Below are 17213 nucleotides of genomic sequence, written 5' to 3'. Positions count from 1 at the left end.
CCAACGCGTCGACCGGCCCCGGCCGTGATCCGTCCGTCCCGGCTCAGCGCCGCCCGGAGCGCCGGTCGCCCGAGCCGCCGTCGCCACCGCCGGTCAGGCCCGCGCGGCGCAGCGCGTCCGCCATGGCGCTGTTGGCGGGCGCACCGCCGCCGGAGCCGCCCCGGTCGTTGCCCCGGTCACCGCTACCGCGCCGGTCCTGGCCGCCACGGCCGCCCTGACCGCCCTGGTTGCCCTGACCGGCGCCGCGGCGCTCCTGGCGCGGCGGGCGGCCCTGACGGTCACCCCGGTCACCCCGGTCGCCGCCGCGCTCGCGCCCGACCTCGTCGTCCAGCCGCAGGGTCAGCCCGATCCGCTTGCGCGGCACGTCCACCGTGAGCACCCGGACCTTGACGATGTCGCCGGGCTTGACCACCTCGCGCGGGTCCTTGACGAAGTTCTTCGACAGCGCCGAGACGTGCACCAGCCCGTCCTGGTGGACGCCCACGTCCACGAAGGCGCCGAAGGCGGCCACATTGGTGACCACGCCCTCCAGCACCATGCCGACCTCCAGGTCGCCGATCTTGTCGACGCCCTCCTTGAAGGTCGCGGTGCGGAAGGCCGGGCGCGGGTCGCGGCCCGGCTTGTCCAGCTCGCCGAGGATGTCGGTGACGGTCGGGACGCCGAAGGTGTCGTCGGCGAAGTCCGCCGGGCGCAGCGCCCGCAGCCGCTCGCCGTTGCCGATCAGCTCGCCCAGCTCCCCACCGGTGGCGGCCAGGATCCGGCGCACCACCGGGTAGGCCTCGGGGTGCACGCTGGAGGCGTCCAGCGGGTCCGCGCCCCCGGGGATGCGCAGGAAGCCGGCGCACTGCTCGAAGGCCTTGGGGCCGAGCCGGGAGACGTCCTTGAGCTGCTTGCGGGTACGGAACGGGCCGTTGGCGTCGCGGTGCGCCACGATGTTGTCGGCCAGCGTGCCGGTGATCCCGGAGACCCGGGTGAGCAGCGGGGCCGAGGCGGTGTTGACGTCCACGCCGACGGCGTTGACGCAGTCCTCGACCACGGCGTCCAGGGAGCGGGAGAGCTTCACCTCGCTCAGGTCGTGCTGGTACTGGCCGACGCCGATCGACTTGGGGTCGATCTTGACCAGCTCGGCCAGCGGGTCCTGGAGCCGGCGGGCGATCGAGACCGCGCCGCGGATCGACACGTCCAGCTCCGGCAGCTCCTGCGAGGCGAACGCGGAGGCCGAGTACACCGAGGCGCCGGCCTCGCTGACCATCGCCTTGGTGAGCTTCAGCTCGGGGTGGCGCCCCAGCAGGTCCTCGGCGAGCTTGTCGGTCTCCCGGGAGGCGGTGCCGTTGCCGATCGCGACCAGGTCGACGCCGTGCTTCGCCGCCAGCGCGGCCAGGGTGGCCAGGGCCGCGTCCCACTTGTTGGCGGGCTGGTGCGGGTAGATCGTGTCGTACGCGACGACCTTGCCGGTGGCGTCCACCACGGCGACCTTCACGCCGGTGCGGAAGCCCGGGTCCAGGCCCATGGTGGCGCGGGTGCCGGCCGGGGCGGCGAGCAGCAGGTCGCGCAGGTTGGCGGCGAAGACCCGCACCGCCTCCTCCTCGGCCTCGGCGCGCAGCCGGGCGCGCAGGTCGATGCCGAGCCGGACCAGGATGCGGGTGCGCCAGGCCCAGCGGACGGTGTCGCCGAGCCACTTGTCGGCCGGGCGGCCGCGGTCCGCGATGCCGAAGCGGGCGGAGATCCGCTGCTCGTAGTCGTTCTCGCCGGGCAGGTCGCCCTCGGACTCGCCGTCGTACGGGGAGAGGTCGAGGTCGAGCACCTCCTCCTTCTCACCGCGCAGCATCGCCAGGATGCGGTGCGAGGGGAGCCTGGTGTACGGCTCGGCGAAGTCGAAGTAGTCGGCGAACTTGGCGCCGTCGCCCTCCTTGCCGTCGCGGACCCGGGCGACCAGCCGCCCGCGGGTCCACATCCGCTCGCGCAGCGAGCCGACCAGGTCGGCGTCCTCGCCGAAGCGCTCGACCAGGATCGCCCGGGCGCCCTCCAGCGCGGCGGGGCCGTCCGCGACCGAGTCGTTCAGGTACCGCGCGGCCAGCGCGGCCGGGTCCTGGCCCGGGTCGGTCAGCAGGGTGTCGGCGAGCGGCTCCAGGCCGGCCTCGCGGGCGATCTGGGCCTTGGTGCGCCGCTTCGGCTTGAACGGCAGGTAGATGTCCTCCAGCCGGGCCTTGGAGTCGGCGGCGAGCACCCGGGCCCGCAGCGCGTCGTCCAGCTTGCCCTGGGCCTCGATCGACTCCAGGACGGCCGCCCGGCGGTCCTCCAGTTCGCGCAGGTAGCGCAGCCGCTCCTCCAGGGCGCGCAGCTGGGCGTCGTCGAGGGAACCGGTGACCTCCTTGCGGTAGCGGGCCACGAAGGGGACGGTCGCGCCGCCGTCGAGCAGGTCGACCGCAGCCTTCACCTGCCCCTCGCGGACACCCAGCTCCTCGGCGATCTTCCGCTCGATCGCCTGCTGGGCCTGCCGGGCCACCTGTTCGACTGCCGTGGTCACGAAGCCGGTCACCTTCTCCATCAGTGCTTGCGCCGTACGCCCTGCATTCTGGCAGGTGCCGACGACGACGCCCGGCCGCACCCGGGACGGCCGGGCGTGGCGCGCCGTCGGGTGCCGTGCCGGGCGGCTCCACCGAGGCTTGAGCGGGGCCCAGTTGCCGCTTCCTAGGCTGGCGGGCATGGACACTCTGGATGCCGCCGCCGAGTTGGAGCGGCTCGCCGCCGCCAAGTACCTGCTGTTCACCACGTACCGGAGGAACGGCACTCCGGTCGCCACCCCGGTGTGGGTCGCGCGCGACGGTGACGCGCTGGTCTTCACCACCGTCACGAAGACGGGCAAGGTCAAGCGCCTGCGCAACCGTTCGGACGTGCTGGTCGGGCCGAGCGACATCCGCGGGAACCTGCTCGGCGCCCAGGTGCCGGCCGCCGCGGTGCTGGACCCGGACCGGGCGCCCGCCTACCGGAAGCTGCTGCGGCGCAAGTACGGGCTGCTGTGCGCGGTGGCGCTGACCGCCAACGTGCTGCGCTTCGGCAAGGGCGGCACCATCGGGGTGCGGGTCACCTTCGACTGATCGTCCGCTGATCGCTTTCGAATAGTCTTTGGAATGTGCGCAGTTCGGGAATCGGGCTGAACGGTAACGACCAGCGCTGTACGCTGCCGGGCATGTGCGCTGCCACCCGGATGCACCCCGACGGGCCGGTGGTCGACGCGGCCCTGGTCCGTCGGCTGATCTCCGTCCAGTTCCCGCAGTGGGAGCGCCTTCCGATCACCCCGGTCCCCGCCCCCGGGGCGGACAACGCGATGTTCCGCCTCGGGCCCGAACTCGCCGTCCGGCTGCCCCGGGTGGAGTGGGCCGCCGGGGGCCTGCGGCGGGAGCAGCAGTGGCTGTCCCGGCTGGCGCCACGGCTGCCGCTGCCCGTCCCGGCGCCGCTCGCGGTCGGCCGGCCCGCCGCCGGCTACCCGTGGGAGTGGTCGGTGCTGCACTGGCTGGACGGCGCCAACCCGGCCGTCAACGCGCTGGCCGCGCCCCAGGCCCTGGCCCGCGACCTGGCCGGCTTCGTCAACGCGCTGCGCGCCGTCGACCCGGCCGGCGCCCCGCCCTCCCAGCGCAGCACACCGCTCGCTTCCCGGGACGGCGCCACCCGCGCGGCCATCGCCCAGCTCTCCGGCTCGATCGACACGGGCGCCGCAACCACCCTGTGGGACAAGGCGCTTCGGCTGCCCGAGTACGCCGGCCCGCCGGTCTGGATGCACGGCGACCTCACCCCGGGCAATCTGCTGCTCGCCCCCACCGGGCGGCTCTCCGCCGTCATCGACTTCGCCCTGATGGGCGTCGGCGACCCGACCGCCGACCTGATCGTCGCCTGGAACCTGCTGCCCGCCGCCGCCCGTCCGGCCTTCCGCGCCGCCCTGCGCGCGGACGAGGCGATGTGGGCCCGCGGCCGCGCCTGGGCGTTCTCCATCGCCCTGGTGACGATCCCGTACTACCGCCACACCGACCAGGCGCTGACCGCCAACGCCCGCCACGTCGTCCGCGAGGTGCTCGCCGACCGCAGCGCCTAGGGGCGTGTCCGCCGTACCCGGCGGCGGCCCTCCCGGGCCGGACACGCCCGCCGGAGGACCGGGTCCAAAACCTGTCCCGGTCAATCCCCACTGCTAGCCTGAGGCGCATGACGGGACTGCGGGAGCTGAAGAAGGAGCGGACCCGGCGGGCCATCTCCGAGGCGGCCATCGCGCTGTTCCTGGAGCACGGCTTCGACCGGGTGTCGGTGGCCGACGTCGCGGCCGCCGCCGAGGTCTCCAAACCGACGCTGTTCTCCTACTTCCCCACCAAGGAGGACCTGGTCGTCCACCGCTTCGCCGACCACCAGGAACAGGCCGCCGAGGTGGTCCGCGCCCGGCCGCCCGGCGAACCGGTGCTCGACGCGCTGCTGCGGGACTTCCTCGCCGGGCTCACCCGGCGCGACCCGGTCACCGGCCTCAACGACCACCCCGCGGTGCTCGCCTTCACCGGCCTGGTCCACGGCACCCCCAGCCTGGCCGCCCGGGTCGGCGAGTACGTGGCCCGCGCCGAGCAGTCGCTGGCCGAGGCGCTTCGCGCGAGCCCCGGCCTGCCCGGGCCGCAGGAGCTCACCGCCACCCTGCTCGCCGCCCAGGTCACTGCCACCCAGCGGGTCCTCGCCCTGCACAACTGGCGCCGCATCCGGGAGGGCCGCACCGCCGACGGGCTGTACGCCGAGGCCGTCGGGGACGCCACCGGCGCCTTCGGCCTGCTCGCCCACGGCTACGGCCCACCCCGCGGCGAACGGCCCGCCGCTGACTAGAGTGCGCGCATGACGACGCGTCACCACTCCTTCGATGCCCTGCACAACTTCCGCGACCTGGGCGGCCATGCGGCCGCCGGCGGACGCTCCGTCCGGTGGGGGCTGCTGTACCGCTCCGACTCGCTCGGCAAGATCGACTCCCCCGCGGACCTCGACCGGCTGCACGCCCTCGGCGTGCGGACCGTGATCGACCTGCGCTACCCCTGGGAGATCGCCGCCAAGGGCCGGGTACCCGCGTTCGAGGGCCTGGAGTACCACAACCTCTCGATCGAGCACCGCCCGTACGACCAGGCCGAGATCGACCCGGAGCTCGACCCGTGGCGCTACCTCGCCGACCGTTTCGCCGAGGTCGCCGAGGACGGGGTGAAGGAGATCCGCCGGACCCTGGACGTGATCACGGCCGCCGACGCCCCGGTGGTCTTCCACTGCGCCTCCGGCAAGGACCGCACCGGGCTGATCGCCGCCCTGCTGCTCACCCTGCTCGGCGTCGGCGAGGACGACATCGCCGCCGACTTCGCCCTCACCGAGCTCGCCACCCCGCACTTCGTCGCCGACTGGCACGCCGCCCACCCCGGCCGCACCCTGCGCTGGCCCGCCTTCGGGCGCGCCCCGGAGGCCGTCATCCGACTCACCCTCGCCGACCTCGCCGACCGCTACGGCTCGGTCGAGGCCTACCTCACCGGCACCCTCGGCATAGACCGGGAGCAGACCGCCGCCCTGCGCGCCCGCCTGCTGACCGGCTGAGCCCCGCCTCCCCGCGCGGGAAGTCGGCCGGCCCGCCGGGGCTTCCGGAGGTGTCGGTCACACCTGGCGCCGACGTCCGCCCCGTGCGGGACGGCTGCCGCCCTTGCCGGAGCGGGGCCCTGCCCCTCCTGCGGCCCGGCCGCCGGCCGCCGGGGCGGTCTCGGGCCAGTGGGCGGGCCGGGTGAGGCTGTCCGGGAGGCGGGTGGTGGCGTCGCCGCGGGCGGCGTCGAGCTGGGCCTGGGTGAGGAAGAGGGCCGTGCCGAGGTCCGCGCCGGCCAGGTCGGCGTCCCGCAGGTCGGCGCCGACCAGGTCGGCGAGGCGCAGGTCCGCGCCGGAGAGGTCGGCCGCGACGAGCAGGGCGCCGCGCAGGTTGGCCCCCCTCAGGTCGGCGCCGCGCAGGCGGGCGCCGAAGAGGTCGGCGCCCCGGAGCTCGCGGCGGCGCGGGACGGCGGCGCGGACCAGTTCACCGGCGCGCAGCAGCAGCTCGCTGACCCGCTGCCGGTGGGCCGGGACGTCGACGGCGAGGATCTCCTCGGGGGTGCCGCCGGCCAGCCGGTCGGTCCGCTCCAGCGCCTGCCGCAGTTCGTCGTGGACGGGAGCGGCGGCGGCGAAGGTGAGCGCCTCGGTGAGGTAGCGGAGCAGCTCGTGCAGCTGCCGCACGATCGGGAAGACGTCGAACATCGCCTTGGCGCTGTCCGGCTCCTCGCGCCAGCTGCGGCCGCCGAAGGTCACCTGGGAGACCCGCTGCCCGGCGCCGAAGCAGTCGTAGACGGTGCAGCCCTGGAAGCCCCGGTCGCGCAGCTGGGCGTGGATGCCGCAGCGGAAGTCGGTCCGCAGGTTGTGGCAGGCGCTGCCGGCCAACTTGTTCATGGCGAAGTCGCTGCCGGCAGCGAACGGCAGCGCGACGCAGCAGAGGCCGAAGCAGCTGCCGCAGTCGGATTCCAGCGGGGTCGGCGCGGCCGCCGTGGGGTCCTGCGGCGGCTCGGTCTCGCGCACGTTCCGGGGTCCTTCCAGCAGCCGGCGCCGGGCGGCACCGTGAACCCGGAAATCCTACTGGCCCGACGGCCTTCGCTGTCGGTAAGCTATGCAATGCCTTTGAGACCATTACACACGGGGGTGGGCGACATGCGGGAACCGGACACCAGGGACCTGGTCCGGATGTGGATCTCGGGCTGGGCCGTCTCGCGCGGCTCCGCCGAGCCGGTGGACCAGCCCTGGGGCTGGAGCATCGACGTCGGCGCGCCGGCCGGCGAGGTGGGCCGGCACGTGCTGCCGGAACCGACCGAGGCCGACGTCCGCAAGCTCGCCGAGACCGTCACCGCGCCGACCACCTGGCTGAAGCTGTTCGCCGAGGACGCCACGGTGCGCCCCTGGCTGGACGAACGGTGGCGCCTGGACGCGCCGGGCTTCCTGATGAGCGTGCCGCTCGTCGCCGAGCGGCCCGAGGTCCCGGCCGGGTACACCGTGACCGCCTGGGAGCGGGGCGGGGTCCTCCGGGCGCTGGTGCGCACCGGGGACGGGCACCTCGCCGCGCGCGGCCAGGCGGGCCTGGCCGGCCCGGTGGCCGTACCGGACCAGATCACCACCGTGCCCGAGCACCGCCGCCGGGGCCTGGGCGTCCTGGTGATGCGGACGCTCCAGTCCGCCGCGCACGCGCGGGGCGCGCGCACCGGCGTACTGGTCGGCACGCCGGAGGGACGGGCGCTCTACGAGGCGATGGGCTGGACCACCCACGCCCCGATGGCGAGCCTGGTCCTCGACGCGCCGGGCGCCGGCGCCGACGGGTAGCGGACCTCGACCGAGCGGACCTCAGCGGTACGGCAGCAGCTCCGGCCGCTTCGCCGGGCGGCCGTCGCCGGAGGAGCGGCCGGTGAGGCGGCGGCCGATCCACGGGCCGACGTGGGTGCCCAGCCAACGGGCGTCCTCGCGCAGCCGCTCGGCGCGGCCGGCCGGGGCGGCGGCGGGCAGCGGGGCGCGCCAGTCGAAGGCCGCGGGGCGGCCGAGCGCCTCCAGCACGCCCGCGGCGACCCGGCGGTGACCCTCGGACGAGAGGTGCAGACGGTCCTCGGCCCACAGCCGGCGGTCGTCGAAGCAGGGCGCGGAGAACAGGTCGACCACGGCGAAGCCGTCCTGCCGGCCCAGCTCCTGGACGAAGGCCTTCATCCGCAGGATGGCGGGCAGCAGCCGGGCGCTGCCGGCCATGCGCCGGGTGGGGTCGGTGCTGGTGAACAGCACGACGGTGGCGCCGGTGGCGCGCAGCCCGGCGGCGCAGCGGCCGAGCAGCCGCTCGACCGCGTCGATGTCGCAGCCGGGGCGCAGCACGTCGTTGAGGCCGCCGGCCAGGGTGACCAGCTCGGCCCCCATCGCGGTGGCGGCGGCGAGCTGCTCGTCGTGGATCTGGCCGATGAGCTTGCCGCGGACGGCGAGGTTGGCGTACCGGAAGCCGGCGTCCGCGGGCTGTGCGTCGGCATGCTCGGCGGCCAGTGCCGAGGCGACCCGGTCGGCCCAGCCCCGGTAGTGGCCGTCCGGCAGCAGGTCGTCGCCCATGCCCTCGGTGAAGGAGTCGCCGACGGCGACATAGCTGCGGTAGGGGGTGGGCACGGGCTGGCCTCCGCTCTCCTGGAACGACCCCGAACGACTCTGGGCGGTCCGACGATCGTACGTGCGTGCCCGCCCGGGGCGGCGAGGGGCCCCGGCGCTCATCGCACGCCGATCGTTCGTTCATCGGTCCGGGACACACCGCAGGCACACGGGGCGGCGGTCGGCGACGGGGGCCTTGCCGCCGCCCCGTCCGGGCGACCCGGGCGCGCCCGCGGTCGTCAGCCGGCCGTGACCGCCGCCGGCTCCTCCGCCCCGCGGGGCGTGAACCAGTGCTCGCGCACGGCGTCGGTGGGCCGCTGCTCGCCGAGGGCGGCCAGCCCCCACTCCCCCAGCGCCTCGACGACCGGCCGCAGTTCACGGCCCCGCCCGGTCAGTTCGTAGACCGTCGCGTTGGCGGGCCGCTCCAGCCGGCGGCGGGTCACCAGTTCCTCCGCCTCCAGTTGCTTGAGCCGGGCGGCCAGGATGTCGGTGGAGACGCCGGGCAGGTCGGCGTGCAGGTCGGTGTAGCGGCGCGGGCCGCCGAGGAGCTCACGGACGATCAGGAGGCTCCAGCGCTCCCCCACCGCGTCCAGGGCGCGGGCGACGGCGCAGTACTGGTCGTAGCTTCGGCGTGACATGCGGATCAGCATAGCCAAGAGGTTGGACTTTCCAAGTACACACTTGGTAGAACAAAGCTGAAGCAACGGAGCGGTGGTGACGGTCGGGAGGCCGCAGATGGAGTTTCGACAGTCCAGCAAGCTGAATGACGTGTGCTACGAGATCCGGGGCCCGGTGGTCGACCAGGCCAACGCCCTGGAGGAGGCCGGGCACAGCGTGCTGCGGCTGAACACCGGGAACCCGGCCCCGTTCGGCTTCGAGGCGCCCGAGGAGATCATCCAGGACATCATCCGCAACCTGCCCAAGGCGCACGGCTACAGCGACTCGCGCGGCATCCTGCCGGCCCGCCGGGCGGTGGTGCAGTACTACCAGCAGCGCGGGGTCCAGGGCGTCACCGTCAACGACGTCTACCTCGGCAACGGCGCCTCCGAGCTGATCCAGATGGCCGTCACCGCGCTGGTGGACGACGGCGACGAGGTCCTCGTGCCGATGCCCGACTACCCGCTCTGGACGGCCGCGGTCCGGCTGGCCGGCGGCAAGGCCGTGCACTACCTGTGCGACGAAGAGGCCGAGTGGTACCCGGACCTGGACGACATCGCCGCCAAGATCACCGCCCGCACCAAGGCGATCGTCGTCATCAACCCCAACAACCCCACCGGCGCCGTCTACCCGAAGGAACTGCTGGAGGGCATCCTCGACCTGGCCCGCCGCCACCACCTGATGGTGCTGGCCGACGAGATCTACGACAAGATCCTCTACGACGGCACCGAGCACCACTGCCTGGCCGCCCTGGCCGACGACGTGCTGACCCTCACCTTCAACGGCCTCTCCAAGTCCTACCGGGTGGCCGGCTTCCGCAGCGGCTGGCTGGTCGTCTCCGGCCCCCGGCAGCACGCCACCGACTACCTGGAGGGCCTGACCATGCTCTCCGGCATGCGGCTGTGCCCCAACGTGCCCGCCCAGTACGCCGTGCAGGCGGCGCTCGGCGGCCACCAGTCCATCAACGACCTGGTGCTGCCCGGCGGCCGGCTCACCGAGCAGCGCGACATCGCCGTCAAGGCGCTCAACGAGATCCCCGGCGTCAGCTGCGTCAAGCCCAAGGGCGCGCTGTACGCCTTCGCCAGGCTGGACCCGGCGGTGCACCGGATCGTCGACGACGAGCGGTTCGTGCTGGACCTGCTGCTGCGCGAGAAGATCCACGTCGTCCAGGGCACCGGCTTCAACTGGCCGCGCCCGGACCACTTCCGCTTCGTCACCCTGCCCCGGGCCGACGACCTGGAGACGGCCGTCAACCGGATCGGGCGCTTCCTGGCCACGTACCGCCAGAGCTGACGCCCCGGGACACGCCCTAGGCTCGGCCGCATGACCGTCCTTCGCTCCGTCGCCCTGTTCGTCCTCGCCGCCGTCGCCGAGATCGGCGGCTGCTGGCTGGTCTGGCAGAGCGTGCGCGAGCAGCGGCCGTGGTGGCTGGCCGGCCTGGGGGTGGTGGCGCTCGGCGCGTACGGCTTCGTGGCCGCCCTGCAGCCGGACAGCAACTTCGGCCGGGTGCTGGCCGCGTACGGCGGGGTGTTCGTGGCCGGCTCGCTGCTGTGGGGCGTGGTCGTGGACGGCTTCCGGCCGACCCGCTACGACGTGCTGGGCGCGCTGGTCTGCCTGGCCGGGGTCGGCGTCATCATGTACGGGCCCCGGCGCTGAGGTCCTCCCTCACCGCCGGGGCCCGTCGGGCGCGTCCGGGGAGCGCCGGCCGCTCGGGGACTACCAGCCCCAGCCGCCGCCCTGGCCGTCGTCGTCGCGGTTCGAGTCCCAGCCCTCGCCGACCGTGCGCAGGATCGTGTAGTTGTCGATCTGCGTGCCGTCCTCGGCCAGCGCGGTGACCTTCATGACCGACTTCTGGCCCAGGTGCTTCGGGGTGACGTCGACCTTGATGAAGGAGTAGCCGGTGTAGCGCACCCGCGACCACTGGATGGTCTCGGGGGTCTTCACCCTGCCCTTGCTCCAGTAGTAGGTCTTGACCTCGTCCTGGTGGTTCTCGTGCCCCTCGTAGGTGTCCGGCACGTCGAACTTGTACAGGCTGCGGCCGGCCGCACCCGCGGTGACGTAGACCACGCCGTCCTTGGCCGGCTCGATGGTGGCGCCGCTCGGCACCTGCTTCGAGACCTTGTTGCCGAGGATCGCGTCGGTGCGCTCGTAGATGTGGTTGTGGCCGTTGATGACCAGGTCCACCCGGTACTTCTCGAACAGCGGCACCCAGGCCTCGCGGACACCGCCCTCGGAGGCGTGCGCGACGGTGGTGGAGAAGGCGCAGTGGTGGAAGAAGACCACGACGAAGTCGACGGTCTCGTCGTTGCGCAGGTCCTTGAGGGTGCGCTCCAGCCACTTGGTCTGCTTGTTCGCCGAGACGCCCAGGTTGGCCGGGATCTCGTACGAGACGTCGTTGGCGTCCAGCGAGACGACGCCGACGTTCTTGTAGCGGAAGGTGTAGACGCCGGGGACGGCGCGCGGGTCCGGGCCGTTGTTCGGCAGGAAGAAGCGGGCGTTCTCGCCGCCGTAGCCGTTCGGCGAGTACCAGGCCTCGATGTCGTGGTTGCCGTACGCGACCATCCACGGGATCTCGGCGGCGACCGTCTCGGTCTGCACCAGGAAGTCGTCCCAGGTCTTCGCGTTGAAGACGGACTTGTCCGGGTCGGTGCCGGAACCGGCCGGGTCGGCGTAGCAGATGTCGCCGGCGTGCAGGTGGAAGGCCGGGTTCTGGGCCTTGATGATGTGGTCGTTGCCGGCCGCGTGCGCGCTGACGCCCTGGTCGCCGAAGGCGGTGAAGGTGAACGGCTCGTACACCTTGCCCCAGCGGTGGTCGCGGGAGGGCGCGGTGCGGAAGGTGTGCAGGGTGGAGATCTGCTGCTGCGAGGCCGGGTCGAAGCCCTCGTGGCCGACACCGTAGTAGTACGTGGTGTCGGGGCGCAGGTCCTCCAGCGCCACGTGCAGGTAGTACTGGTCCACCGGCTGGCTGTTCGGGGTCAGCGCCGGGGTGTGCAGGGCGCGGACCTCGGCCTGGACCTTGTGGCTCAGCTCCCACGGGGTCTTTCCGAAGCGCAGGAACGGCTTCTTGACCGGGGCCGGCACCTGCCAGGAGACGCGGAACTGGGTGTCCGGCTCGGGGCCGAACTGGAGGTGACGGCCGGTCGGCGCGACCAGCGCGCCGTCGATGCCGCTGGTCGTGCCACCGGTCAGCAGCTGCGGGCCGGCCGGGGCGGCGAAGGCCGTCCCGCTGCCCAGCGCGCCGCCGACGGCGACGGCGCCCACGGTCACGGCACCGGCGCGCAGCATCCGGCGGCGGGAGAAGCGGGCCCGCAGGTACTCGTGCTGCTCGGCCATGCTCATGCGGTCGGCAAGCTTGGCCGGCACGCCCATGTTGGGGATATCCATGCGCGGGACTCTTCCAGCGGCACGTTGATCGCGCACGGACACCGGGTGAACGGGTCGCAGCGTACCCACCATTCGAACGCCAATGTTCGACCATGATTCGGTAAAGGGCGTACCCGTACCGTCTCGACGCCGCATCATGGCCCCCACCGGCCCCTCGGACTGAGCGGTCGTCGGCGGTGCCGCGGGCCCGCCCGGGCCCGCGGCCCGCGCCACCGGCCGGCCGGGTCCGTCCTCAGTCGGAGGGCTCGTCCCACCGGGTGGGGGCCCGGTTGCCGGTGCCGTCGCAGGTGCGGCAGATCTCGTCCCGGTAGGCGTGCTTGGCCCCGGTCGCGTCCACCCGGTAGCGCACGTACACCCCGGTGCCGTCGCAGAGGAAGCAGTTGCCGCCCCCGCCGCCCACCTCGGTGGTGCCGGTGCCCTGGCAGGTCCGGCAGCTGAGACCGGCGGTCCGGCCCGTGCCCGCGCAGATGCGGCAGACCGTCGTCATCGGCTTCCTCCCTCGCGCGGAATCGGCTCGGCGCCGTCCGCGAGGGCCCGGCGCCACCGGTCATGGTAGTGGTGAAGGCACCCGGACCGACCCGGGTTCGCCCCGGGTAGACATGATCTGACGATCACCCGGCAGGACCGGGGGCCGACCTCAGCCGGAGCCCGACCTCACTCCGGCAGGCCCTCGCGGACCCGCCGGGACACCGAGATCAGCTGGAGGTCCAGCAGCCCCGGCGGATCGGCCAGGCCCGGGCCGCCCGCGCGCACCCAGGCGCCGATCTCGTCGATCATCTCGTCCATCAGCACGAAACCCAGCCAGACCGGCCGGCCGCCCGCCGCCCGGCCCTCCGCCGAGGGGCCGACCACCACCACGTTCGACTGGGTGCACACGTCCAGGCACTTGACCGCCCGGACCCGGCCCGCCGAACCCACCGCCGTCCGCAGCCGCTCGTACTGGCCCGCATGGTCCACCCCGGGGTGCTTGGCCTCGGTGCCGCAGCAGCAGCCCCGGCAGACCGTGACGGTCACGGGGGCACCGGCGCCCCGCTTGCGGTCCCGGGCACCGTCGCGCTCTCGGCGGCTCATCGGTTCGGCTCCCCCTCGTGGTCGGCGGCGCGCTCCGCACCGGCCCCCGCACTGTACCCGCAGGCCAGGGGGCGCCCGCCAGACCCTTAGGATGCGCACGGCCCACGGGCCGCAACACGAGTCACGAACGACAAGGGGAGGACGGCCGGATGCCGAAGCGAAGGGGCCGCCGCGGTACATGGATATCGGTGGCCGTGGGAGTGGTCGGGATCCTGTGCGCCGTGCTCGGGTTCGCCGTGGTCGGCTCCGGCTACGGCTATCACCGCATGGCGGGCGAGACGATGTCGCCGGAGCTGCGGTCGGGCACCGGGCTCTGGACCGAACGGGTCCAGCCCGCGGACGTGCGCCACGGCGAGGTCTACGCCATCAACTCCCCCTGGACGCTGCAGGGCATGGTCATCCAGCGGGCCATGGCCCTGGGCGGCGACCGCATCGCCTGCGCGAACGGACAGTTCAGCCTCAACGGGAAGCCGGTCGACGAGCCGCCGGCCCGGCAGGCCCACACCTGCTACCTCGACTTCGACGTCACCGTCCCGCCGGGCCGGGCCTTCCTCATGGGGGACCGCCGCGCCGACGCCTTCGACTCCCGGATCAACCTGGCCGACCAGCAGGGCACCGTCGACCTCGCGAAGGTCGGCGAGCGGGTGGTGTGGCACAACGGCGCCGGCGACGAGGCGCTGCCCGGCAAGCTCGCCGGGGCGCTCGTCCTGGCCGCGCTCGGGCTGCTGCTGGCCGTCATCGGCCTGATCGCGGCGATCGTCTTCGCCGTCCGCGGCCGGGCCGCCCGGCCGCTGGGGCTGGAGCCGCCGGCCACCTTCTGACGCCGCCCCGGCGCCGCTACCCGACCGCCCGGGCCGCCGCCCGTCCCGCCGTACGGCCCGAGAACAGGCAGCCGCCCAGGAACGTCCCCTCCAGGGAGCGGTACCCGTGCACGCCCCCGCCGCCGAACCCGGAGGCCTCGCCGGCCGCGTACACCCCCGGCAGCACCTCGCCGTCCGGCCGCAGCACCCGGGAGGACAGATCGGTCTCCAGTCCGCCGAGCGACTTGCGGGTCAGGATGTTCAGCCGGACGGCGATCAGCGGCGCGGCGCCCGGGTCGAGGATGCGGTGCGGGGCGGCGGTGCGGATGAGCCTGTCGCCGAGGTGGCGGCGGGCCCCGTGGATCGCGGTGACCTGGAGGTCCTTGGCGAAGGGGTTGGCCAGCTGCCGGTCGCGGTCCTCGACGGTGCGGCGCAGCTCGTCCGGGTCGATCAGCGGTTCGCCGGTCCTGGCGTTCATGCCCCGGGCGAGGTCGGCGAGGTCGCGGGCGACCACGAAGTCCCGGCCGTGCCGCAGGTGGCCCTGGACCGGGCCGGGGGCCCCGGGCAGCGCGCGCCCGAGCACGCCGCGCACCGACTTGCCGGTCAGGTCGGGGTTCTGCTCGGAGCCGGAGAGGGTGAACTCCTTCTCGACGATCCGCTGGTTGAGCACGAACCAGGTGTACTCGTACCCGGTGGACATGATGTGTTCGAGCGTCCCGAGGGTGTCGAAGCCGGGGAACAGCGGGACGGGCAGCCGCCTGCCCCGCGCGTCCAGCCAGAGCGAGGAGGGGCCGGGCAGGATGCGGATGCCGTGCCGGGCCCAGATCGGGTCCCAGTTCTCGATGCCCTCGGTGTAGTGCCACATCCGGTCGCCGTTGATCAGGCTGGCCCCGGCCCGGCCGGCGACCTCCAGCATCAGTCCGTCCACGTGCGCGGGCACCCCGGAGAGCAGCCTGGCGGGCGGGGTGCCGAGCCGGGCCGGCCAGGCCTTGCGGACCAGGTCGTGGTTGCCGCCGATGCCGCCGGAGGTGACGATCACGGCCTGGGCGCGCAGCTCGAAGCTCCCGGCGGCCTCGCGCGAGCTGGCCTCGCCCCGGCCCGCCGGGCTCGGCACCAGCACCTCACCGGTGACGGTGTCGACGGCGCCCGCGGTGGCGGACAGCCCGGTGACCCGGTGCCGGAAGCGCACGTCCACCAGGCCGCGCGCGGCGGCGGCGCGGACCCGCCGGACGAAGGGCGCCAGCAGCCCCGGCCCGGTGCCCCAGGTGATGTGGAAGCGCGGCACCGAATTGCCGGGCCCGTCGGCGAGGTAGCCGCCGCGCTCGGCCCAGCCGACCACCGGGAAGAACCGCACGCCCATGCCGTGCAGCCAGGAGCGCTTCTCGCCCGCCGCGAAGTCCACGTACGCCTCGGCCCAGCGGCGCGGCCAGGCGTCCTCGGGCCGGTCGAAGCCGGCCGTACCGAGCCAGTCCCGCAGGGCGAGGGCGTGCGAGTCGCGGATCCGCATCCGGCGCTGCTCGGGCGAGTCGACCAGGAAGAGACCGCCGAAGGACCAGTGCGCCTGGCCGCCGAAGGAGGCGGCGGGCTCCTGGTCGAGGAGGATCACCTTCCGTCCGGCGTCGGCGAGTTCGGCGGTGGCGGCGAGGCCCGCGAGGCCCGCTCCGATGACGATGACGTCGGCGTCCAGGGCCATGCGCAGTCCTCCGTCGGGGCTCGCGGTGGCGGGGCCTCCGGGGCGCGCCCCCGCGGTTGGGCCCAAAAAGCGGGCTTCGGTGAACTGCCGTAAAACGGCGGGGAACGACCGCCCCCCTGTATTACCCGACCGGCCCGTTAGGCATTGCCGCCGGCAGTGGCGCGATAGCCGTTCGAGAGCCGTGCGATAGCCGTTCGGCACCCGGTGGGGCGAAATGCGGAATTCCGTCCGGGCCCGCCTGACGGAATGTCGGCAATTGCGGCGCAAACCATGGACGTCCGGGAAACCTGGCAGTAACTTACCTGCGAGTAGCTGTGGCCCGGCTCGATGCGACCCCCACCCGTCGTTTCTCTCCCCCAGGAGGAATCGTGCTCCGCCCTGCCCGGAAATCCCGGCACCTCCGGAATTCCACCGCGCTCGCCGCCGTCGCCCTCGGTGCCGCACTCGCGCTCACCTCCACCACCGCCCAGGCCGCCGGCGCCGCGCCGAAGCACTACGTGGCGCTCGGCGACTCCTACGCCGCCGGCGCCGGCGTGCCGGGCCAGTCGGCCGGTCTGTGCCTGCGCTCCGACCGCAACTACGGCCACCTGGTCGCCGCCGCCCTCAAGTCCGGCCGGTACACCGACGTCACCTGCTCCGCCGCCAAGATCAAGGCGATGACGCAGCCCCAGTACGACGCCTTCATCAGGGTCAACGACCCGCAGCTGGACGCGGTGACCGCCGACACCGACCTGGTCACCCTCGGGATCGGCGGCAACGACCTCGCGGCCAGCGACCTCGGCCTCGGCGAACTGGTCGCCACCTGCATCGCCGGCGCCGTCGTCAACCCGCTCGGCACGCCCTGCAAGGACGTCTACCACCACGGCTACTGGGACTGGAGCAGCATGTCCTGGCAGTACGGCACCGACGACCTGGCCGAGCGGATCCGCACCACCATCACCCCGCAGCTGGCCGACACCCTCAAGCGCATCCACACCAAGGCGCCCGGGGCCAGGGTGCTGCTGGTCGGCTACCCGTCCGTGCTGCCCGCCGACGGCTCGAAGTGCATCCTGCGCCAGCCGGTGACGCCGGGCGACGTCGAGTACATGCACGGCGTGCTCAACACGCTGAACGCCGCGCTGAAGTCCACCGCGGCCGCGAACGGCGCGACCTACGTGGACACCACGACGCCGACCCTCGGGCACGACGTCTGCTCGGACGACCGCTGGATCGAGGGCGCGCTGCCCGGCTCGCCCGCCGTGCCGTTCCACCCCAACGCGACCGGCGAGCAGGTGATGGCCCAGGCGGTGCTCGCCGCGCTGAAGTAGCGCGGCCGCGGCGCCCGAACCGCCGTCCACGCGGGTGCCGCGCCCCGACCGCCGCCCGCGCGGCGCCCGCCCGGCGCGCCCCCGGAAAGCCCCGAGGGGCCGGTGACCGAACCCCCGGTCACCGGC

At 73.9% G+C, this 17213-nt stretch carries 16 protein-coding genes and 1 pseudogene; 9 read left to right on the top strand and 8 right to left on the bottom strand.

Annotated elements, in window-relative coordinates; all coding sequences use genetic code 11:
• Window positions 1–43: 43 nt before the first annotated feature.
• Window positions 44–2527: a Tex family protein gene (locus ACWGJO_RS37205; RefSeq protein WP_452190092.1), complete on the bottom strand. Its 2484-nt coding sequence runs from the start codon at window positions 2525–2527 to the stop codon at window positions 44–46.
• A gap of 178 nt (window positions 2528–2705) precedes the next feature.
• On the opposite strand from ACWGJO_RS37205, the gene ACWGJO_RS37200 reads away from it, so the two are divergent.
• The 4 genes from ACWGJO_RS37200 (at window position 2706) to ACWGJO_RS37185 (ending at window position 5595) form a co-directional block, all read left to right on the top strand.
• Window positions 2706–3098, top strand: coding sequence for a PPOX class F420-dependent oxidoreductase (locus ACWGJO_RS37200; RefSeq protein WP_359912243.1), 393 nt, complete (start codon window positions 2706–2708; stop codon window positions 3096–3098).
• A gap of 92 nt (window positions 3099–3190) precedes the next feature.
• Window positions 3191–4090, top strand: a complete 900-nt coding sequence (locus tag ACWGJO_RS37195) for an aminoglycoside phosphotransferase family protein (protein ID WP_452190091.1) — start codon at window positions 3191–3193, stop codon at window positions 4088–4090.
• A gap of 107 nt (window positions 4091–4197) precedes the next feature.
• Window positions 4198–4851: a TetR family transcriptional regulator gene (locus ACWGJO_RS37190; protein WP_452190090.1), complete on the top strand. Its 654-nt coding sequence runs from the start codon at window positions 4198–4200 to the stop codon at window positions 4849–4851.
• A 9-nt stretch (window positions 4852–4860) separates the two neighbouring features.
• Window positions 4861–5595: a tyrosine-protein phosphatase gene (locus ACWGJO_RS37185; RefSeq protein ID WP_452190089.1), complete on the top strand. Its 735-nt coding sequence runs from the start codon at window positions 4861–4863 to the stop codon at window positions 5593–5595.
• A gap of 57 nt (window positions 5596–5652) precedes the next feature.
• Here ACWGJO_RS37185 and ACWGJO_RS37180 read toward each other — a convergent pair whose 3' ends face one another.
• Window positions 5653–6591, bottom strand: a complete 939-nt coding sequence (locus tag ACWGJO_RS37180) for a pentapeptide repeat-containing protein (RefSeq protein ID WP_452190088.1) — start codon at window positions 6589–6591, stop codon at window positions 5653–5655.
• A gap of 129 nt (window positions 6592–6720) precedes the next feature.
• Between ACWGJO_RS37180 and ACWGJO_RS37175 the strand changes: the two genes are divergently transcribed.
• Window positions 6721–7383, top strand: a complete 663-nt coding sequence (locus ACWGJO_RS37175) for a GNAT family N-acetyltransferase (RefSeq protein ID WP_452190087.1) — start codon at window positions 6721–6723, stop codon at window positions 7381–7383.
• 21 nt (window positions 7384–7404) lie between these two features.
• Here the strand turns inward: ACWGJO_RS37175 and ACWGJO_RS37170 are convergent, their stop codons facing one another.
• Together ACWGJO_RS37170 and ACWGJO_RS37165 are read right to left on the bottom strand one after the other, a co-directional pair.
• On the bottom strand, window positions 7405–8196 hold the full coding sequence (locus ACWGJO_RS37170) for an SGNH/GDSL hydrolase family protein (protein WP_452190086.1): 792 nt from the start codon (window positions 8194–8196) through the stop codon (window positions 7405–7407).
• Window positions 8197–8459: 263 nt separating this feature from the next.
• Window positions 8460–8813 (bottom strand): annotated as a pseudogene (locus ACWGJO_RS37165) (winged helix-turn-helix transcriptional regulator); the annotation flags it as partial.
• A 97-nt stretch (window positions 8814–8910) separates the two neighbouring features.
• Between ACWGJO_RS37165 and ACWGJO_RS37160 the strand changes: the two are divergent.
• Window positions 8911–10125, top strand: a complete 1215-nt coding sequence (locus ACWGJO_RS37160) for a pyridoxal phosphate-dependent aminotransferase (protein WP_401050409.1) — start codon at window positions 8911–8913, stop codon at window positions 10123–10125.
• 30 nt (window positions 10126–10155) lie between these two features.
• Window positions 10156–10488, top strand: a complete 333-nt coding sequence (locus ACWGJO_RS37155) for a YnfA family protein (RefSeq protein ID WP_359912267.1) — start codon at window positions 10156–10158, stop codon at window positions 10486–10488.
• 60 nt (window positions 10489–10548) lie between these two features.
• Here the strand turns inward: ACWGJO_RS37155 and ACWGJO_RS37150 are convergent, their stop codons facing one another.
• From ACWGJO_RS37150 to ACWGJO_RS37140, 3 genes are all read right to left on the bottom strand, one after another.
• Complete coding sequence (locus tag ACWGJO_RS37150) at window positions 10549–12216, bottom strand: purple acid phosphatase family protein (RefSeq protein ID WP_387730439.1); 1668 nt, start codon at window positions 12214–12216, stop codon at window positions 10549–10551.
• Window positions 12217–12448: 232 nt separating this feature from the next.
• Window positions 12449–12703: a hypothetical protein gene (locus ACWGJO_RS37145; RefSeq protein WP_452190085.1), complete on the bottom strand. Its 255-nt coding sequence runs from the start codon at window positions 12701–12703 to the stop codon at window positions 12449–12451.
• Between the two features lie 167 nt (window positions 12704–12870).
• Window positions 12871–13287 (bottom strand): (2Fe-2S) ferredoxin domain-containing protein, encoded by a 417-nt coding sequence (locus tag ACWGJO_RS37140; RefSeq protein WP_359912276.1) that lies wholly within the window; start codon window positions 13285–13287, stop codon window positions 12871–12873.
• 149 nt (window positions 13288–13436) lie between these two features.
• Here ACWGJO_RS37140 and lepB point away from each other — a divergent pair, with 149 nt between their 5' ends.
• Window positions 13437–14108: a signal peptidase I gene (lepB, locus tag ACWGJO_RS37135; protein ID WP_452190084.1), complete on the top strand. Its 672-nt coding sequence runs from the start codon at window positions 13437–13439 to the stop codon at window positions 14106–14108.
• A gap of 16 nt (window positions 14109–14124) precedes the next feature.
• On the opposite strand, the gene ACWGJO_RS37130 is transcribed toward lepB, so the two are convergent.
• Window positions 14125–15780, bottom strand: a complete 1656-nt coding sequence (locus ACWGJO_RS37130; protein ID WP_452190083.1) for an FAD-binding dehydrogenase — start codon at window positions 15778–15780, stop codon at window positions 14125–14127.
• A 368-nt stretch (window positions 15781–16148) separates the two neighbouring features.
• On the opposite strand from ACWGJO_RS37130, the gene ACWGJO_RS37125 reads away from it, so the two are divergent.
• The gene (locus ACWGJO_RS37125; RefSeq protein WP_452190082.1) at window positions 16149–17087 is read left to right on the top strand and encodes an SGNH/GDSL hydrolase family protein; all 939 of its coding nucleotides are present in this window, start codon (window positions 16149–16151) and stop codon (window positions 17085–17087) included.
• Window positions 17088–17213 lie beyond the last annotated feature (126 nt).

The sequence above is a fragment of the Kitasatospora sp. NPDC054795 genome (assembly GCF_053611565.1).
Note: the sequence above shows the minus strand (reverse complement) of the source record. Positions and strands in the feature narration are given on the sequence as shown.

Coding starts and splice junctions, on each gene's coding strand:
- ACWGJO_RS37140 (WP_359912276.1), bottom strand. CDS start 13,287: ATGAGCCGCCGAGAGCGCGACGGTGCCCGGGACCGCAAGCGGGGCGCC.
- ACWGJO_RS37185 (WP_452190089.1), top strand. CDS start 4,861: ATGACGACGCGTCACCACTCCTTCGATGCCCTGCACAACTTCCGCGAC.
- ACWGJO_RS37145 (WP_452190085.1), bottom strand. CDS start 12,703: ATGACGACGGTCTGCCGCATCTGCGCGGGCACGGGCCGGACCGCCGGT.
- ACWGJO_RS37175 (WP_452190087.1), top strand. CDS start 6,721: ATGCGGGAACCGGACACCAGGGACCTGGTCCGGATGTGGATCTCGGGC.
- lepB (WP_452190084.1), top strand. CDS start 13,437: ATGCCGAAGCGAAGGGGCCGCCGCGGTACATGGATATCGGTGGCCGTG.
- ACWGJO_RS37200 (WP_359912243.1), top strand. CDS start 2,706: ATGGACACTCTGGATGCCGCCGCCGAGTTGGAGCGGCTCGCCGCCGCC.
- ACWGJO_RS37130 (WP_452190083.1), bottom strand. CDS start 15,780: ATGGCCCTGGACGCCGACGTCATCGTCATCGGAGCGGGCCTCGCGGGC.
- ACWGJO_RS37190 (WP_452190090.1), top strand. CDS start 4,198: ATGACGGGACTGCGGGAGCTGAAGAAGGAGCGGACCCGGCGGGCCATC.
- ACWGJO_RS37160 (WP_401050409.1), top strand. CDS start 8,911: ATGGAGTTTCGACAGTCCAGCAAGCTGAATGACGTGTGCTACGAGATC.
- ACWGJO_RS37195 (WP_452190091.1), top strand. CDS start 3,191: ATGTGCGCTGCCACCCGGATGCACCCCGACGGGCCGGTGGTCGACGCG.
- ACWGJO_RS37150 (WP_387730439.1), bottom strand. CDS start 12,216: ATGGATATCCCCAACATGGGCGTGCCGGCCAAGCTTGCCGACCGCATG.
- ACWGJO_RS37155 (WP_359912267.1), top strand. CDS start 10,156: ATGACCGTCCTTCGCTCCGTCGCCCTGTTCGTCCTCGCCGCCGTCGCC.